At 34.4% G+C, this 18,389-nt stretch carries 18 protein-coding genes and 1 riboswitch; of the genes, 17 read left to right on the forward strand and 1 reads right to left on the reverse strand.

Annotated features, from left to right (window positions below; genetic code table 11):
* The first annotated feature begins 5 nt into the window (after nt 1-5).
* From prfB to EB239_RS05280, 15 genes are all read left to right on the forward strand, one after another.
* Nucleotides 6-1,113 (forward strand): peptide chain release factor 2 gene (gene prfB / locus EB239_RS05210; protein ID WP_318261445.1). Its coding sequence is split into 2 segments (ribosomal slippage): nt 6-74 and nt 76-1,113, totalling 1,107 coding nucleotides; the frame shifts between segments, so codons are not numbered across the junction.
* A 40-nt stretch (nt 1,114-1,153) separates the two neighbouring features.
* Entirely contained in the window at nt 1,154-3,292 is a 2,139-nt protein-coding gene (locus EB239_RS05215) for a Tex family protein (RefSeq protein ID WP_003869308.1), read from the forward strand.
* Between the two features lie 94 nt (nt 3,293-3,386).
* A complete protein-coding gene (locus EB239_RS05220; protein WP_003869309.1) occupies nt 3,387-4,058 on the forward strand; it encodes a copper amine oxidase N-terminal domain-containing protein in 672 nt (223 codons plus the stop codon).
* Between the two features lie 143 nt (nt 4,059-4,201).
* On the forward strand, nt 4,202-4,477 hold the full coding sequence (locus EB239_RS05225) for a hypothetical protein (protein ID WP_003869310.1): 276 nt from the start codon (nt 4,202-4,204) through the stop codon (nt 4,475-4,477).
* Between the two features lie 19 nt (nt 4,478-4,496).
* Nucleotides 4,497-5,177, forward strand: coding sequence for a TVP38/TMEM64 family protein (locus tag EB239_RS05230; protein WP_003869311.1), 681 nt, complete (start codon nt 4,497-4,499; stop codon nt 5,175-5,177).
* Nucleotides 5,178-5,302: 125 nt separating this feature from the next.
* Entirely contained in the window at nt 5,303-6,454 is a 1,152-nt protein-coding gene (locus tag EB239_RS05235) for an amidohydrolase (RefSeq protein WP_003869312.1), read from the forward strand.
* A 332-nt stretch (nt 6,455-6,786) separates the two neighbouring features.
* Nucleotides 6,787-8,013 carry an arginine deiminase gene (arcA, locus tag EB239_RS05240; protein WP_003869313.1) on the forward strand — a complete coding sequence of 409 codons (1,227 nt, stop codon included), beginning with the start codon at nt 6,787-6,789 and terminating at the stop codon, nt 8,011-8,013.
* Between the two features lie 67 nt (nt 8,014-8,080).
* Nucleotides 8,081-9,022 (forward strand): ornithine carbamoyltransferase, encoded by a 942-nt coding sequence (gene argF / locus EB239_RS05245; protein WP_003869314.1) that lies wholly within the window; start codon nt 8,081-8,083, stop codon nt 9,020-9,022.
* A gap of 23 nt (nt 9,023-9,045) precedes the next feature.
* Nucleotides 9,046-9,987: a carbamate kinase gene (gene arcC / locus EB239_RS05250; protein WP_003866850.1), complete on the forward strand. Its 942-nt coding sequence runs from the start codon at nt 9,046-9,048 to the stop codon at nt 9,985-9,987.
* 84 nt (nt 9,988-10,071) lie between these two features.
* Nucleotides 10,072-10,190: riboswitch (FMN riboswitch) on the forward strand.
* Nucleotides 10,191-10,282: 92 nt separating this feature from the next.
* On the forward strand, nt 10,283-10,867 hold the full coding sequence (locus EB239_RS05255) for an ECF transporter S component (RefSeq protein ID WP_003869315.1): 585 nt from the start codon (nt 10,283-10,285) through the stop codon (nt 10,865-10,867).
* 99 nt (nt 10,868-10,966) lie between these two features.
* Entirely contained in the window at nt 10,967-11,428 is a 462-nt protein-coding gene (gene tsaE / locus EB239_RS05260) for a tRNA (adenosine(37)-N6)-threonylcarbamoyltransferase complex ATPase subunit type 1 TsaE (protein WP_003869316.1), read from the forward strand.
* Nucleotides 11,425-12,117, forward strand: a complete 693-nt coding sequence (gene tsaB, locus EB239_RS05265; protein WP_003869317.1) for a tRNA (adenosine(37)-N6)-threonylcarbamoyltransferase complex dimerization subunit type 1 TsaB — start codon at nt 11,425-11,427, stop codon at nt 12,115-12,117. Before tsaE ends, tsaB begins: the two co-directional genes overlap by 4 nt.
* A 3-nt stretch (nt 12,118-12,120) precedes the next feature.
* Complete coding sequence (gene rimI / locus EB239_RS05270) at nt 12,121-12,567, forward strand: ribosomal protein S18-alanine N-acetyltransferase (RefSeq protein WP_003869318.1); 447 nt, start codon at nt 12,121-12,123, stop codon at nt 12,565-12,567.
* Between the two features lie 13 nt (nt 12,568-12,580).
* Nucleotides 12,581-13,603 (forward strand): tRNA (adenosine(37)-N6)-threonylcarbamoyltransferase complex transferase subunit TsaD, encoded by a 1,023-nt coding sequence (gene tsaD, locus EB239_RS05275; RefSeq protein WP_003869319.1) that lies wholly within the window; start codon nt 12,581-12,583, stop codon nt 13,601-13,603.
* A 168-nt stretch (nt 13,604-13,771) separates the two neighbouring features.
* On the forward strand, nt 13,772-14,722 hold the full coding sequence (locus EB239_RS05280) for a D-2-hydroxyacid dehydrogenase (RefSeq protein WP_003869320.1): 951 nt from the start codon (nt 13,772-13,774) through the stop codon (nt 14,720-14,722).
* Nucleotides 14,723-14,731: 9 nt separating this feature from the next.
* Here the strand turns inward: EB239_RS05280 and abc-f are convergent, their stop codons facing one another.
* Nucleotides 14,732-16,621 (reverse strand): ribosomal protection-like ABC-F family protein, encoded by a 1,890-nt coding sequence (gene abc-f / locus EB239_RS05285; protein ID WP_003869321.1) that lies wholly within the window; start codon nt 16,619-16,621, stop codon nt 14,732-14,734.
* 126 nt (nt 16,622-16,747) lie between these two features.
* Between abc-f and EB239_RS05290 the strand changes: the two genes are divergently transcribed.
* Both EB239_RS05290 and EB239_RS05295 read left to right on the forward strand, forming a co-directional pair.
* Nucleotides 16,748-17,569, forward strand: a complete 822-nt coding sequence (locus tag EB239_RS05290) for a flagellar motor protein (protein WP_003869322.1) — start codon at nt 16,748-16,750, stop codon at nt 17,567-17,569.
* A complete protein-coding gene (locus tag EB239_RS05295; protein ID WP_003869323.1) occupies nt 17,550-18,263 on the forward strand; it encodes an OmpA/MotB family protein in 714 nt (237 codons plus the stop codon). Before EB239_RS05290 ends, EB239_RS05295 begins: the two co-directional genes overlap by 20 nt.
* The last annotated feature ends 126 nt before the right edge of the window (nt 18,264-18,389 follow it).

Genomic DNA, 18,389 nt, shown 5'->3' on the forward strand with positions numbered 1-18,389 from the left:
GCGGTTTGTTGCAAGACTACAAAGCAGAAGTTTCAAACATGATTGAAGAAATAAAAGAAATGGGGGTTTCTCTTTGACATAGAAAGTGTCAAAAGAGAAATAGAAGAAATAGACAAAAAGATGTCTGATCCTGCTTTTTGGAGCGATATAAAAAAGTCACAGGAATTAGCTAAAAAACAAAAAGCCTTAAAAGAACTTTTAGAAGAGTACAATTCTCTTGTGTCAAAATGGGAAGACTTAAATACACTTATTGAATTGGGTTTAGATGAAGGGGATGAGTCGATAACTGATGAAGTAGACAAGGAATACAAAGAGCTCAAGAAAAAGTTAGAGGATTTAAAGATAAAAACCCTATTAAATGGCCCCTATGATAAAAACAATGCCATACTTTCTATTCATGCAGGCTCAGGTGGTACAGAGGCTCAAGACTGGGCGGAGATGTTACTTCGCATGTATACAAGATGGGCTAATGACAAAGGTTTTGAAGTAGAAACCCTTGACTATTTGCAAGGAGAAGAAGCAGGAATAAAAAGTGTCACTCTTATGATAAAAGGGCCTTTTGCCTATGGATATCTTAAATCAGAGGCGGGTGTTCACCGCCTTGTGAGGATATCTCCTTTTGATGCGGCAGGTAGAAGGCATACTTCATTTGCACTTGTGGAAGTACTTCCTGAATTAGAAAATGATATTGAAGTGGAAATAAGGCCTGAGGATTTAAAAATTGACACTTATAGGGCTTCGGGTGCGGGAGGACAGTATGTAAATAAGACGGAGTCTGCTGTAAGGATTACTCACCTTCCAACAGGCATAGTGGTTTCATGTCAAAGTGAAAGGTCTCAGATTCAAAACAGAGAAACTGCCATGAAAATGCTTAAAGCTAAACTTTTGGACCTCATGATGAAAGAGAAGAAAGAAAAAATCGAAGACTTAAAAGGAGAGCATAGAGAGGCAGCATGGGGCAACCAAATAAGGTCTTATGTCTTCCAGCCTTATACCCTTGTTAAAGACCACAGGACAAATTATGAAGTGGGAAATGTTCAGGCAGTGATGGATGGGGAAATAGATGGATTTATAAACGCTTATCTAAAGCAAAAATCACAAGGGATATCTTAAAAAGGTATCCCTTTAAATTTATGTGAGAAAGGGGTAAGTTATGGATAGAGTAAAAGAAACATTAAAAAAAGAATTTAATATTAAAGACTTTCAAGTGGAAAATACAATAAAGCTTATTGATGAAGGAAATACAATTCCTTTTATTGCAAGGTACAGGAAAGAAGCAACAGGAAGTTTGTCAGATGAGGTTTTAAGAAATTTTTATGACCGACTTACATATTTGAGAAACCTTGAAGAGAAGAAACAGGATACTATAAGGTTAATTGATGAACAGGGAAAACTGACAGAGGAGATAAAAGCAAAAATAGAAAATGCTACAACTTTACAAGAGGTGGAGGACATATACAGGCCTTTTAGGCCAAAAAGAAGGACAAGGGCGACCATTGCGAAAGAAAAAGGCTTGGAACCTCTTGCAAAGGTTATTTCTTCAAATGAGGTAACAGATGGGGATGTAGAGGAATACGCAAAGCCTTATCTTAATGAAAATGTTCCAACAGTTGAAGAAGCATACCAAGGGGCAATGGATATAATTGCAGAGGATATATCTGATGACGCTGATATAAGAAAATACATAAGAAGTTTTACGTGGAATAACGGAATTATAGTGACACAAGCGTTAAAACAAGAAAGGTCTCCCTATGAGATGTATTATGACTATAAAGAAGCTGTAAAGACAATACCGCCTCATAGAATACTGGCGATAAATAGGGCAGAAAGGGAAAAATACATATCTGTAAAAATTGAGATAGATAGTGAAAGGATAATAAATAGGCTTATAGAATCAAAAGTAAATAAAGCTTCAATATTTGCAGAGTATTATAAGAAGGCAATTGAAGATTCCTATAAAAGGCTTATTGCTCCTTCAATAGAGAGGGAAATAAGGAATACTCTTACGGAAAAAGCAGAAGAAAAGGCAATAATAGTTTTTAAAGAAAATCTAAAAAGTCTTTTACTCCAGCCGCCAATAAAAGGACACGTTGTTATGGGATTCGACCCAGCGTATAGGACAGGGTGCAAGATTGCCATTGTGGATGAAACGGGAAAACTTTTGGATACTGCAACAATCTACCCTACTCCTCCTCAAAATGATTTTGAAAATTCTAAAAAGGTTTTAAAAGAATTAATAGAAAAATACAATGTCACTTTAATCGCTTTGGGAAATGGAACTGCTTCAAGAGAGAGTGAAATGTTTATAGCAGAGCTTATAAAAGAACTTTCAAGAGAGGTAAAATATGTGATAGTGAATGAAGCAGGGGCATCAGTCTATTCTGCTTCTCCAATAGGTACAGAGGAATTTCCTGATATAAACGTAAGTTTAAGAGGAGCTATCTCACTGGCGCGAAGGCTTCAAGACCCATTGGCAGAGCTTGTAAAAATTGATCCAAAGTCCATCGGGGTAGGACAGTATCAACACGATGTAGATCAGAAAAAACTGGGAGATGCTTTAAACGGTGTTGTAGAAGATTGTGTAAACAGCGTAGGAGTTGATTTAAACACTGCATCAGTATCTTTATTAAAATACGTTTCAGGAATAAATGCTGCTATCGCCAAGAATATTGTAGAATATAGAAATCAAATAGGGAAATTTACAAATAGGGAGCAGCTTAAAAATGTAAAAAGGTTAGGAGAAGCCACTTTTACACAATGTGCCGGTTTTCTAAGGATTTTAGATGGAGACAATATCTTTGACTCAACAGCAGTTCACCCAGAGAGGTACGAAACTTTAGAAAAACTTTTGAAAAAATTTGGATATGAGAAAGAAAAACTAGATAGAAAAAAGTTAAAAGATTTTGCTAATTCTCTAGAAGAATACGGATTAGAGAGGATTTCAGAGGAATACGATATAGGACTTCCTACTCTTTATGATATAGTTTCAGAGCTTAAAAAACCTGGAAGAGATCCCAGAGAGGATTTGCCTAAGCCAATTTTGAGGTCTGATGTAATGACTATAAATGAGCTAAAACCAGGCATGGAGCTTATGGGAACAGTTAGAAATGTCACTGATTTTGGCTGCTTTGTAGATATAGGGGTTCATACTGATGGGCTTGTCCACTTTTCTGAGATGTCTCAAAACTACATAAAACATCCTCTTGATGTGGTTTCAGTGGGAGACATTGTAAAAGTGAGAGTTTTAAGTGTTGACATTGAGAGAAATAGAATTTCTCTTTCAATGAAATAAAAAAATTTTTTAATTAGTACCCCCTAAAAAATTATTTCTTCCTCCGAAATTATATAGTGAAAATAAGGTAAATCAAACGAAGGAGGAAGAGAGTATGAAAAAAATATTAGTTTTTGTATTGACGGGGTTATTGATTTTTTCCTCTGTTTTAACCGTTTATGCGAAGCCAGATAAGGCGAAACATGAGCTAAAAATTAAAACAGAAACTAAACTGGAGGCAAAAGGAGAAACTAAAAATCGGTTAGAAGCCCAAACACAGACGAGATTTGAAGCTAAAGTAAAATTCAATGAATTTAAAGCAAAAGTATCTGTTAATGGAAAAGAGATTAAATTTGACGTGCCACCAGTTGTAAAAGAAGGAAGGACGTTAATTCCTGTTAGAGCCGTAATGAATGGGTTAGGTGCAAAAGTAGAGTGGGACCAGGCAACAAACACTATTACAATTACAAAAGGTGATATAACAATTCAGTTTATTTTAGGTGAAACAAAAGTTTTAGTAAACGGTAAAGAATATACTTTAGACGTTCCGGCAATGGAAATAAGTAATAGAACATTTGTGCCAGTTAGATTTATATCTGAGATTTTAGGGGGAAAAGTAAATTACGATAAAGAAACAGGAGATATAGAAATTGAAGAAGAGAATCAAACGGAAATAGAAAATAATTCTGAGGAAAGTACAGTATCTCAGGATGTGTACGCAAATACAAATGAGACAGTCACAAACAGTGTATACGGCACCGATGAAGAAGTAGAGGGAAATGATTAAAAAATACATAGGCAATTGGATGTTGCAAAACCGGCAGTAAAATGCCGGTTTTTTGTATAGACAGTGCTTTTATTGACATGGCTTTGAATGAATCCTATAATAAAATTACAAACATAGGACCGTAATAAAACGGGGGGAGAAAAATGCCAAAAGCCAAATGGGTTGGAGGTAATAAAGGTAAAGTCGGATTTATCTTTAGTGTTTTTGGCCCGGGCTCTCAAAATGCTATTAAAAGGTCTATTAAAAAAATTATTATGTATGGCATAGGGACAGGGCTTATGTTAGGAGCAGGGAAAAAGTATGGAAAACGCTTGTTACCTTTTGTACGTGGAAAGGGAAGAAAATATTTGAATTATGCTGGTAGGGATGTTTCGCAACTTTACGATTATTTTGTAAAAAGAAAAAAGAGAAATGGATAAAAAATTGAGGTGTAAATGGATGAAAATGCACAAAACTTATGTAATAAATTTATTTTTAGTAGTCATTTTTGCCATTACCCTAGTGGTTATTATGGCAACTTTTGGAAGGAATTTTGTTTTGTTAATTGACAACCCTTATAAATTTAGGCAGTGGATACACAGCTTTGGTAAGTTTAGTGTTATTGTATTTATAGGAGTTCAAATACTTCAAGTAGTTATATTTGCCATACCGGGAGAAGTAGTGCAAATTGCAGGGGGATACCTTTTTGGGACTTTTTTAGGCACTTTATATTCTGTCATGGGTATTACTATAGGTTCTCTTATTTGCTTTTTGATAGCGAGAGTTTTAGGTTATAATTTTGTGAGAAGTATTGTTTCAGAGGAAAATTTGAAAAAATTTGATTATATTATAAACAATCCTAAAGGAGAAACTATTCTTTTTTTGTTGTTTTTTATACCTGGAATGCCTAAAGATGCCCTTTCCTACATTGCAGGAATTACACCGGTTAAGTTTTACAATTTTTTCATCATTACTCTTTTTGCGAGACTTCCAGGCATATTTTTTTCAGCCTATATAGGGGCAAATTTGGGAAATAAAAATTACTTTATGGCAGGAATCGTTGCAATTATCGCAGTATTATTGTTTTTAATAGGAGTTTATAAAAAAGATGTCATAATGGAAAAATTAAAAAAACTTTAAAAAAGTAAGATTTGACGTGGTTGAACAGAAAAGTTTAGTGAATATGTTTTGTAAAGATAATGATTTCATAAAATTGTTTCTTTGTGCTATAATGTTAATATATAATGAATTCAGGGGGGAATTATATGTACTTATTAAAAGGTGGAAAAATCCTGACAATGGCCGGCAAAATTTATGAAAAAGGAGACGTGCTCATCGACGACGGGAAAATTGTAGATGTTGGAGAGGATTTGATTGCTCCTTTGGATGCAGAAGTGATTGATGTTCAAGGCTTAACTGTTATGCCGGGCTTAATTGATGCTCATTGCCATCTTGGAATGTGGGAAAACGCTATGGGATTTGAAGGAGCAGATGGAAACGAAGCGACAGACCCTATAACTCCGCAACTTAGAGCGATTGATGGAATAAATCCAATGGATAAGTATTTTGAGGAGGCTTATCAAGCAGGGGTTACGACTGTTGCGACAGGTCCTGGCAGTGCTAATGTTATAGGAGGGCAGTTTGCAGTTATAAAAACTTATGGTAAAAGAATAGATGATATGATAGTAAAAGAACCAGCAGCGATAAAAGTCGCTTTTGGTGAAAATCCTAAATCCGTTTACCATGAGCAGCATAAAATGCCTTCAACTAGAATGGCGGTTGCGGCTCTTTTAAGGCAAGAGCTTATAAAAGCTCAGGAGTACATGGAAAAGATGGAGCATGCAGAGGAAGACAAAAAGCCTGAAAGGGACTTAGGTCTTGAAGCATTGGTAAAAGTATTAAAGAGAGAAATTCCACTGAAAGCTCATGCTCATAGAGCAGATGATATTTTTACAGCTTTAAGAATTGCAAAAGAATTTAATGTAGATATAACCATTGACCATTGTACTGATGGCCATTTAATTGTTGATGAATTGGTGAAAGAAAATGCTAAAGTTATTGTGGGACCTTCATTGTCTGAAAGGTCAAAGATTGAGCTTGTAAATCTAAGCTTTAAGACAGCAGGTATTCTTTCAAAAGCAGGACTTACAGTTGCGATAATGACAGACCACCCTGTAATACCTCTCAATTACTTGCCTCTATGTGCTGCTTTAGCTGTAAAGGATGGTATGGATGAAATGGAGGCTTTAAAAGCCATCACCATAAACCCTGCGAAAATTTTAGGAGTTGACGACAGGGTGGGAAGCATTGAAAAAGGGAAAGACGCTGATATTGTAGTCTTTGATGGAGATCCATTGGAAGTGAAGACAAGGACAAAATATGTGTTTATTAATGGGAAATTAGTACATAAAGCATAAATTGTCATGGGGCTATTTATTTAGAGGAGTCTGAATAAATAGCCTCATAATTTTTTATAACTTTAAAAAATTTTTTATGCAGTCTGAAATTCTATGATTTATTTTTATTCATGCCATGTTTTATTTGGGGAATTTTTAAGGCTTTATCTTGGGATATTTGAATAATTATTTAAAACTTTACAAACAAAAGATTTTTTTAAATTATTTTTATACAAAACGTTTACATTAATTTACTGAGTTAAATTGCAAAAGTTATTTTATTGGTTTATACTATAGGTGTATAAAGTTGATGGATAGGTAGTATAGTAAAAGGGACAGAGGGGGTTACAGAGTTGGAGAAAAACACAAATTGCTTGCGAGTCTATTCTGAGATTGGAAAATTAAAGTCTGTCCTCCTTCATAGGCCTGGTAAAGAATTAGAAAGGTTGATGCCTGAGTTTTTAAGTGAGCTTCTTTTTGATGATATTCCCTGGCTTAAAAGGATTCAGGAAGAACACGACAAATTTGCGCAAGCTTTAAAAGAAAACGGAGTGATAGTTTATTATTTAGAAGATTTATTGGAAGAGGTTTTACAGGATACTGGAATAAAAGAGTTTTTTATATATGATTTGGTTTCATATATGAATACTTCTTTAGAAGTTAAGAAAACAATTACAAATTTTTTAAAGGAAAGAACCCCCAAGGAAATAGTGGACTACGCTATTGCAGGACTTTTGAAAAAAGAAGTGCATGAGGTGGAGCCTCAATCTTTGGTGGATTATGTCTATAAGGATTCCCCATTTTTTATAAATCCTTTGCCAAACTGCTATTTTATGAGAGACCCTGCTGCGGTCATTGGCAATGGTGTGATGATAAGCAGTATGAAGACAACTGCTCGAAAGAGAGAAGCCATGTTGCTTAAGTATGTTTTTAAGCATTCTAAGACTTTAAAAGTACAGGAGAATCTATTGTGGTATGATTATCGTTCAGAGTATCCTATTGAGGGGGGAGACGTGTTAGTTCTCAGCAAAAAAGTAATAGCTATTGGAATAAGTGAAAGAACCTCCCCACAGGCAATTGAAGAAATTTCTCTTACTCTTTTAGAGAGAGGAGAAGAGTTACAAGAGATAATCGCTTTAGAAATTCCAAAAAAACGAACTTTTATGCATCTTGATACAGTTTTTACTATGGTGGATGTGGACAAATTTTTAATATATCCTGGTATAAAAGAAAAATTGAAGGTTTATAGGATTACAAGAGGAGAAAAGGGAACAATTAGAGTGAAGGTAGAAGAAGACTTTACAAAAGTTTTAGAGACTTCATTGGGCCTTGATAAAGTCAATTTAATTGAAAGTGGAGGAGGTGACGAGATAACAGGAGCAAGGGAACAGTGGAATGACAGCACAAATACCTTGGCCATTGCTCCAGGAGTTGTAATGGCATATAACAGAAATGAGATAACCAACACCACCTTAGTAAATCATGGAATAAAAGTTATTGAAATTGAAGGCTCTGAATTAGTGAGGGGACGCGGTGGCCCAAGGTGTATGTCGATGCCTTTAAAGAGAGAAGATATATAAACCTTTTGACTAATAGGGTAAGATAATATAAAATTAATAAAGTAAAATTACTAAAAGGAGGATGACTATGGCATTTAATTTAAAGGGCAGGAGTTTATTAACTTTAAAAGATTACACCCCTCAAGAAATAACATATATTTTAGACATTGCTAAACAAGTAAAAGCAGAAAGAAAAGCAGGGGTTGTACATCAAAGATTTTTAGGTAAGACTATTGCTCTCATTTTTGAAAAGAGGTCCACAAGAACGAGATGCGCTTTTGAAACTGCCTTTGGTGAAGAAGGAGGACATCCAGTATTTTTATCAACAGATGACATTCAGTTGGGAGCTAAAGAATCAATAGAGGATACTGCAAGAGTTTTAGGAAGAATGTTTGATGCAATAGAATTTAGAGGGTTTAAACAGGAGACCGTGGAAATTTTGGCAAAATATGCAGGTGTTCCTGTGTACAATGGCTTAACTGACGAATATCATCCAACTCAAGTTTTGGCTGACCTTATGACAATAGAAGAAGAATTTGGGAGTTTAAAAGGAAGAAAGCTTGTATTTGTAGGGGACGGAAGGAATAACATGGCTAATACTTTAGCGGTAGGCTGCGCTAAGATGGGGATGCATTATGTGATTAATTCTCCAAAAGAATTGTGGCCTTCACAAGAGTTCATAGATGAAATCAGGCAAATGGCAGCTGAAAATGGAGGAACTTTTGAACTTACTAGTGTGCCAGGAGAGGGCCTTGAAGGTGCAGATGCTATTTACACCGATGTGTGGGCGTCAATGGGAGAAGAAGCAAAGGCTACAGAGAGGGAAGCTCTTTTGAGACCTTTCCAAGTGAATGAGGAAATGATGAAAAAGACAGGAAGAGAAGATACTATATTTTTGCATTGCTTGCCCGCAGTAAAAGGACAAGAAGTTACTTTTGATGTTATAGAAGGAAAACAATCTAGAGTGTGGGACCAAGCAGAAAATAGAAAACATACAATTAAAGCTGTGATGATTGCTACTCTGCTTTAAAATTGGTTACAGGGGAGGACATTATGAGGGAAAAAGTTGTTATTGCCTTAGGAGGGAACGCTCTGCAGGATGTGAATACGCCTCCTACTGCAGAGGCTCAAATGGAAGTAGTGAAGAGGACAGCGGGGTATTTAGTGGATATAATTGAAAAAGGGTATTCTGTTGTAATTACTCATGGCAATGGTCCTCAGGTGGGGAATATAGTCATACAAAATGAAGTCGCATCAAAAGTTGTCCCTGCAATGCCTTTTGATGTGTGTGGGGCAGAGAGCCAGGGTATGATAGGATATATGATTCAACAGGCATTAGGGGAAGTTTTGAAGGAGAGAAATATCAGAAAAGAAGTAGCAACTATTATAACACAGGTTGTAGTGGATAAAAATGACCCTGCTTTTGAAAAACCTACAAAGCCGATAGGACCTTTTTACACAAAAGAGGAAGCTGAAGTTTTAATAAAAGAAAAAGGTTATGAAATGGTAGAAGACAGTGGAAGAGGATATAGAAGAGTTGTTCCCTCCCCTGACCCAAAAGAAATTGTAGAACTTAATACAATAAAGTTACTTGAAAAAAATGGGGTAATAGTAATAACAGTTGGGGGAGGAGGAATCCCTGTTATTAAGGAAAATGGCAATTTAAAAGGAGTAGCTGCCGTAATAGACAAGGATTTGGCTTCTGAAAAATTGGCAGAAGATATTGATGCAGATGTGCTGTTAATTCTTACAGCTGTTGAAAAGGTAGCAATAAATTACAACAAGCCAAATCAAAAGTTTCTTGACAAAATGACAGTGGAAGAGGCAATAAAATACATGGAAGAAGGCCATTTTGCACCAGGCAGTATGTTTCCAAAAGTTAAAGCAGCAGTGAGGTTTGCAAAGTCAAAAGTAGGAAGGCGAGCTATAATTACTTCTTTAGGCAAAGCATTAGAAGCTTTAGAGGGAAAAGCAGGCACAGTTATAAGCTTATGAAAATAAATTAAAAATTTTTCACAAAAACTATTGACAAAGAGAGATAAAAGTGAGAGAATAAAATTAAAATTGAATAAGATGAAGGTAAATCTTCGGGGCAGGGTGAAATTCCCGACCGGCGGTATAGCCCGCGAGCCGCGCATGCGGTCGATTTGGTGAAATTCCAAAGCCGACAGTGAAAGTCTGGAGGGGAGAAGATTTTCTTTTTGTGCCTATTTTTGCGAAATAAATCACAAAAAATCCTGAAGATTTATCTTCAGGATTTTTTTAGTAAATAAAATTGGAGGGATGAATTGTGGAAAAAACCAAAACACAAGCCATAGTAAAAGTGGGATTTCTTTCTGCTACAGCTTTTATATTGATGTACTTGGAATTTCAGGTACCTCTATTCCCTGGCTTTTTAAAGCTGGATTTTAGTGACGTACCTGCATTAGTTGCTTCTTTTGCTATGGGACCTTTATATGGTGTAATGGTCGAGCTTATTAAAAACATAATCCATGCTACTATAACTCAATCGGGTGGCATTGGAGAAATTGCAAATTTTTCTGTGGGTTCTATATTTGTATACACAGCAGGCATAATATATCAATTCAATAAGACGCGAAAAAATGCCCTTATATCTATGGCAATTGCTACAGTAGTGATGGCTTTTACTGCTTCACTTTTGAATTATTATGTTTTTCTGCCTTTGTACCAAAAAGTTATGGGATGGCCTATGGATGCTATCATTGGTATGAGTAAGGCTGCAAATAAAAACATAGTGGATGTTAGAACCCTTATAGCTTATGGTATTTTTCCTTTTAATGTGCTAAAAGGAATTATGCTTTCGTTAATCACTTTATTGATATATAAAAAGCTTTCACCAGTTTTGAAACATTGATTTTATTGAGAATCCTCAGCGCATGCTGGGGATTATTTTTATTTTTAATTTGTTAAAAGATAGTATATAATAAAGTTATAATGAGTGGGGTGAGAATTGGTGAAGAAGACTTATATTTGCAAAAATAAAGATGAGACCATTGCTTTAGGAGAAAAATTAGGAAGGCTGTTAAGGAGTGGAGATATAATTCTTTTATATGGCGAGCTGGGAAGTGGCAAAACTGTTTTTACAAAGGGAATTGCAAAGGGGTTAGAAATAAATGAACCAATTACCAGCCCGACTTTTACTTTAGTCAATGAACATAGAGGCAGGATTTCTCTCTATCATTTTGATTTATATAGGTTAGATGATTACACAGCCCTTTATGACATAGGTTATGAGGAATATTTTTATGACGAAGGAGTTTGTGCAATTGAATGGCCTGAAAGGTTAGGACCTTTACTTCCGAAAGAAAGGTTAGAAGTGATAATTCAAAAAGGAGAAAAAGAAGATGAAAGAGTTATTTTATTTAAAGATTTTGGGAGACGATATGAGGAGCTTTTAAAGGAGATGGGGCAATGAAAATTTTGGCAATAGATTCTTCTTCTAAAACTGCTACTGTTGCATTAGTAGATGAAAAGGGGATAATAGGAGAATACTCTATAAATTATCTAAGGCATTCAGTAATTTTAATGCCTATGATAGATGAACTACTTAAAAAGTGTGAAGTACCGATAAATCAAATAACTCATGTGGCTGTTTCAGAGGGACCGGGCTCTTTTACAGGGCTTAGAATTGGTGCTGCCACTGCAAAAGGTTTGGCTTATGCTCTTAACATACCTATTGTAGGAGTATCTTCTCTTTTAGCTCTTGCATATAATGTCAGTGAATTTGAAGGATTAATATGCCCTGTCATAGATGCTTTAAATGAAAATGTTTATGGAATGTTGATAAGAGGTGGTAATTTTGAAGTTTTAATAGATGCTGGGGTGTATTCTTTAGAGGAAATTACGGAGTTGGTAAGCAATTATTCTGACAAAGTGTTGTTCGTAGGAGAGGGTGTTTATTCCTATAAAGATAAATTACAAGAGATGATAAGGGATAAAGCTTTATTTGCAAAGGACAAAGATAACATGGCAAGAGCTGCCTCCATAGGAGAGCTTGCTATTCAAAAGATAAAAAAAGGAGAAGTGATTAGTTACTTTGATTTCAAGCCGATGTATATCAGGAAATCGGCTGCTGAAATTCGTTTAAGTGGCGAGGGGAGTTAATTAATGGATGTTATTATAAGGCCTATGAGGAAAGAAGATGTGGAGGAGGTCTTGGAAATTGAAAAGCTAAGTTTTAGCACTCCTTGGTCTAAAGAAGCTTTTATAAGTGAAGTTACAAAGAACAGCTGTGCTAAGTATATAGTGGCGGAAGTTGACAACAAAATTGTGGGTTATGGAGGATTTTGGGTGGTTGTAGATGAAGGTCATATAACCAATATAGCAGTTCATCCGGAATACAGATCTAAAGGAATTGGAAGTAAAATTATGGAAGGTTTAATTGACCTTGCTAAGAAAAATGGAATAACTGCCATGACTTTAGAGGTGAGAGAATCAAATATAACAGCGCAACATTTGTATGCAAAATATGGCTTTAGACCATTAGGTAGAAGAAAAGGCTATTATCAAGATAATAATGAGGATGCAATTATAATGTGGAAATACGACTTGTGATGGTGGTGAAATAATGGAGAAAGATATAATTATTTTAGGGATAGAATCTTCCTGCGATGAAACAGCTGCAGGAGTTGTAAAAAACGGTAAAGAAGTATTGTCGAACGTAATATATTCTCAAATAGAGATTCACAAAAAATATGGTGGGGTAGTGCCAGAAATAGCTTCAAGAAAGCATATTGAAGTAATATCTTTCGTAGTGGCAGAAGCATTAGAAAAAGCCCAGCTATGCCTTGATGAAGTAGATGTAATTGCGGCTACATATGGACCAGGATTAGTTGGTGCTCTTTTAGTCGGTTTGTCATATGGTAAAGCTTTAGCGTATGCAAAAAATAAGCCTTTTGTAGGAGTAAATCATATAGAAGCCCACATAGCTGCAAATTACTTAGGGGGTGATTTTGCTCCTCCTTTTATTTGTCTTGTGGCTTCCGGTGGACATAGCCACATTGTTTTTGTAAAAAATTATGGAGAGTACGAAGTAATGGGACAGACAATGGACGATGCAGCAGGAGAAGCCTTTGACAAAGTAGCAAGAGCTTTGGGCTTGGGATATCCTGGAGGACCTACTATTGAAAGGGCTGCAAAGCTGGGGAATATGGAAGCTATTGAGTTTCCCAAATCTTTTATGGAGGAAGGAAATTTTGATTTTAGTTTTAGTGGGCTTAAAACAGCAGTTTTAAACTATTTAAACAGGCAAAAGCAAAAAGGAGAAGAGGTGAATATTTATGATGTGGCGGCTAGTTTTCAAAGAAATGTGGTGGAGGTTTTGGTAAAAAAATTAATTGATGCAGCAAAGAGGAAAAATATTGGCAAAATTTCTATAGCAGGAGGGGTAGCTTCTAATAGTTTTTTGAGGGAAAAATTAGGAGAAGAAGCGAAGAAAATTGGAATAAGAGTCCATTATCCTGATAAAATTTATTGTACAGACAATGGGGCAATGATAGCTGCTGCCGCTTATTATGACTTTATAAAAGGGAAAACATCTGGCTTGGATTTAAATGCCATTCCTTACTTAAAGATTGGGGAAAAAATTTGACTGTTGAAAATGTGGAAATCTGTCGAAGTTTATGATGTACTGCCTTTTAAGGTCTGTGGATAACTTTGTGGATATTGTGCTTAAATATATTTCATTGTATTTACTGTAATAAAATAGAATGAAAATATATTAAAAATAAATCAAAATTTTAAAGCTTAGGGGGGTATTATGAGAAATATTTTGCTTTTCACAAAATTAAATGACAATTACATAAAAAAAATTAAAGAGCAAATGGAGGGATATGACGTTCTTTACGTTCAAAATGAGGAAGAGGCTGAAAAGTATGTAAAAGATACAGAGATTATCATAAGCTTTGACTTTGAATTTTATTCCAATATTGTGGACAAGGCTTCAAACTTAAAATGGATTCATCTTTTGAGTGCAGGTGCAGATACTCTTCCTTTTGAAAAACTGAAAGAAATGAAGGTAATAGTTACTAATTCTAGAGATGTCCACAAATATCAAATTTCACAACAAGTCATAGGCTATATGCTTATGTTTGAGAGAGCCCTTAACGTTTTTGTAAGAAATCAAATGAAAAAAGTATGGGATAGATCTGTTAGGGTTTCAGAGCTTACAGGTAAGACTGCTTTGATAATAGGAGTAGGAAGCATAGGAGAGGAAATTGCAAGACTTTTAAAAGAATTTGGCATGAAGGTCTATGGTATAAGAAATTCGGGCAAACCTTCTTTGTATGTGGAAAAAATGTATACCTCTATTGAAGATTGTGATATATTGCCACTTGCCGATTATGTAATATCTATACTTCCTTTGACTAAAGATACTTATCATTTGATAGGAGAAAATGTGTTTAATAAAATGAAAAATGATAGCTATTTTATAAATGTGGGAAGAGGCAAAGTAGTAGATGAATCAGCTCTTATAAATGCCCTCAAGAATAAAGCTATAAAGGGAGCTGCGTTGGATGTGTTTGAAGAAGAGCCTTTAAGTGAGGACAGCCCTTTGTGGGATATGGAAAATGTGATAATCACTCCTCACATGGCAGGGGTCACGCCTTTATACATGAAAAGAGCGATGGAAATTTTAAGAGAAAATTTGATAGCTTATAAAGAAGGAAGACCTTTGAGAAATATTGTAAATTTAGATAAAGGATACTAAAGCGGGTTTTTACCCGCTTAAATTTTCCCATTCTTCATACATTTGTTCTAATTTGCTTTTAAGGGCGTTGTATTCTTTTTGTATTTCTACAATTTCTCCTGTTTTATAAATTTTAGTATCACACATTTTTTCTTCCAAATATTTTATTCTTTCTTCAGCTTGATAAATTGAATTTTCAAGGTTTTTCAGATACTCTTTTTGCTGCTTTAACTTAAGTTTAGCTAATCTTTCTTTATACCTTTCGTTTTTTATCTGTGTTTTTGTTTTTTTGATTGTTTCTTCTTCTTCGTTAAGCTGGTTTTTCTTTTCTATATAATAGCTGTAATTACCTAAGTATACTTCTACACCTTGAGGTGTCAAAATCATCACTTTTGTAGCAATTTTGTCTATAAAATATCTGTCATGGGAGACAAATAATAAAGTTCCAGTATAATCTAACAAAGCTTCTTCTAATACTTCTTTTGCTTTTAAATCTAAATGGTTAGTTGGTTCATCCATAAGTAGAAAATTCGCTTTTGAAAGGATGAGCTTTAGCAATGAAAGCCTTGCCTTTTCACCACCACTTAGTGTAGAGATAGTTTTAAAGACATCTTCTTCTCTAAAAAGAAAAGAAGCTAATAATGTCCTCACTTCTGTTTGAGTAAGATATGGATTTTCATCCCATATTTCATCAATGACTGTTTTTTCAGCATTTAAACTTTTAAATTCTTGTTCGTAATAACCTGTTATTACGTTTGTGCCAAATTTAATTTCCCCTTCAAAATTGTCAATTTCCCCCACTAATATTTTTAAAAGAGAGCTTTTTCCTATTCCGTTTGGCCCTAAAAGGGCAATTTTTTCCCCTCTTTTTATTTCAAAAGATACATTGGAGAAAATTTGTCTGTCAAAGCGTAAAGATAAATTTTTGACTGTCAATACATCATTTCCGCTTTCTAAATCGAAATCAAAACGCAAGTTGATAGATTTATTATTTATCACTGGCTTTTCTATTATTTCCATTTTTTCCAATAGTTTTTGCTTGCTTTTTGCCATTTTTACTGACTTTTCTGTTCTACGGTTTTTTTGAATCTGTATAATTGATTTAATTCTTTTTATTTCTTTTTGCTGTTCTTCATAAGCTTTTAACTTTGCTTCCATTTCCAATTTTTTTCTTTTTAAATATTCTGTGTAATTGCCTTCGTAAACACTTAAATGAGTATTTTCAATTTCAAATATTCGAGTGACAATTTTATCCAAGAAATACCTATCATGGGATATAATTAAAATTGTACCATTATAAAATTTTAAATATTGTTCTAGCCATTCTATTGAGTTTATGTCTAAGTGATTGGTAGGTTCGTCTAATAATAGGACATCTGGACTTAAAAGTAAAGTTTTTGCCAGCATAAGACGGGTTTTTTGACCGCCGCTTAAAGTTGATACAGGTGTATCAAATTGGGACACGTCAAATCCTAATCCATTTAAAACCCCTCTTATTTTACTTTCTACAGAATAACCATCTAATTCATTGTACTTGTCTGTTAAAAAGGAATATTCCAAAAAAAGTTTATCAAGTAGATGTGAATCTTTTGTTTGTGAGATTTTTTCCTCTAGAGATTTAATTTGCTTTTCTAATTGGAATATTTCATCAAAAACTGTTTTTACTTCTTCATATATACTTTTTTCAGATTCAATTACAGTATTTTGTTGTAGATATCCAATTTTATTTGCAGAAATTGAAATTGTTCCACTGTCAACTTCAGTAAAACCGGCTAAAAGGTTAAAAAGAGTGGATTTTCCAGCACCATTTTCGCCTATTACTCCTATTTTGTCTCCTTCATTGACTATAAAAGAAATATTTTGTAGAATTATATCGATACCGTAACTTTTTGTCACGTTGCTTACTGTTATGATTGCCATAAATATAACCTCCTGTTCATATTAAATATATCAAAAAAAATTTATTTTGTAAAAGTGTAGTAAACTATAACTTTTTTTTAATATGTGTCGATAAAAATTAATGAGTGTATTTTTAAATGGAAGGTGATGGACTTGGATATAGCTACAATAGTGGGTATAGTGCTTGGAGTAGGTTCTTTGATTTATGGATTTACATTAGAAGGCGGTACTGTTGCTTCTTTAATAGGGGTTTCTGCTGCTATAATAGTTTTTGGGGGTACTATAGGGGCTACTATAACTTCTTATTCTATGGATGAAATTAAAAAAGTGCCGGGACTTTTAGTGAGAGCTTTTAAAAATGAAAAGGATAATTACCTTGAGATAATAAAGTATTTTACTTATTTGGCCCAAAAAGCAAGAAGCGAAGGACTTTTAAGCCTCGAATCAGAGATTGAGTCTGAAGAAATAAAAAAATTTGACCCTATTTTAAAGGAAAGTTTAGAATTAGTTGTTGATGGTTCTGACATGGAACTTATTAGAACGACAATGGAGAATAAAATATATATAGAGGATATGGAAGCAAAAAAGGAAGCAGGTATTTTTGAATCTGCGGGTGGTTATGCACCCACAATGGGTATCATAGGAACAGTTATGGGACTCGTTCACGTGTTAAGTAATTTAAGTGAACCAGACAAATTAGGTCCTTCTATAGCGGTAGCATTTATAGCTACACTGTATGGTGTCAGCTCTGCAAACTTGTTGTGGCTTCCTATTGCTCAAAAATTAAAAAATAGAGCTCATATTAAAAGGACGGAAAGAGAATTGATATTAGAAGGAAGTCTTTCACTGCAAGCTGGTGAAAATCCAAAGATTTTAGAGAGAAAGTTAATGACATTTATTACACAAGCGCAGCGCAAAAATATACCTCAGAAAGGTAGTGTTGAATTAAATGAAGAGGTTGGAAGATGAATCAAAGCCAAATCACGAAAGATGGCTGCTTACTTATTCTGATATGATTACTTTACTTTTAATATTTTTTATAGTGATGTATACTATAAGTACTATTAATGCTACCAAATTTGCTCAAATTGCCAGTTCTTTAAGCAAAACTTTTACTGGAACTGATTACGTGATAGGCCAGTATAGTGGGAGCAGTTTTGTTCAAGGTAATAGTGGAGACAAAAATAGTTTGGGAGAAATTGAAAAGCAATTGAACGGTTTTATAAAAGAAAACAATCTTCAAGGTATGGTAACAAGTTATATAGATGAAAGAGGACTTGTAATAAGTATGCAGGATTCTCTTCTTTTTGATTTAGGTTCTGCTGATGTACATCCGGAAGAGAAAGATGTTTTAATAAAAATAGGTAATATGTTAAAAACTCTTCCAAACCATATTAGAGTGGAAGGATTTACAGATGATCTCCCTATACACAATAGTAAGTTTGATTCAAACTGGGAACTGTCTGTTATAAGAGCAACTAATGTGGTAAAAATATTGGTAAATGAAGTAGGAATAGAACCCCAGAGAATTTCAGCAGTAGGATATGGGGAATACAGGCCTGTTGTTCCAAATGACTCAGAAGAACATAGAAGACTTAATAGAAGAGTAGACATTGTCATTATGAATACAGAATATAATAAATGGGAGCCTAAAAGCCACTAAAATTAAAAAATTTTAGTGCTATTACAGAAATTTTTTAGAATTCCTCATATTCTACTATGTTTTTGTTACGTTGACAAAAAATTTACAATATTATATAATTCAATTACATAGTAGAATGAGGTGAGG

The sequence above is a fragment of the Thermoanaerobacter ethanolicus JW 200 genome (genome assembly GCF_003722315.1).
GTDB classification, from domain to species: domain Bacteria; phylum Bacillota; class Thermoanaerobacteria; order Thermoanaerobacterales; family Thermoanaerobacteraceae; genus Thermoanaerobacter; species Thermoanaerobacter ethanolicus.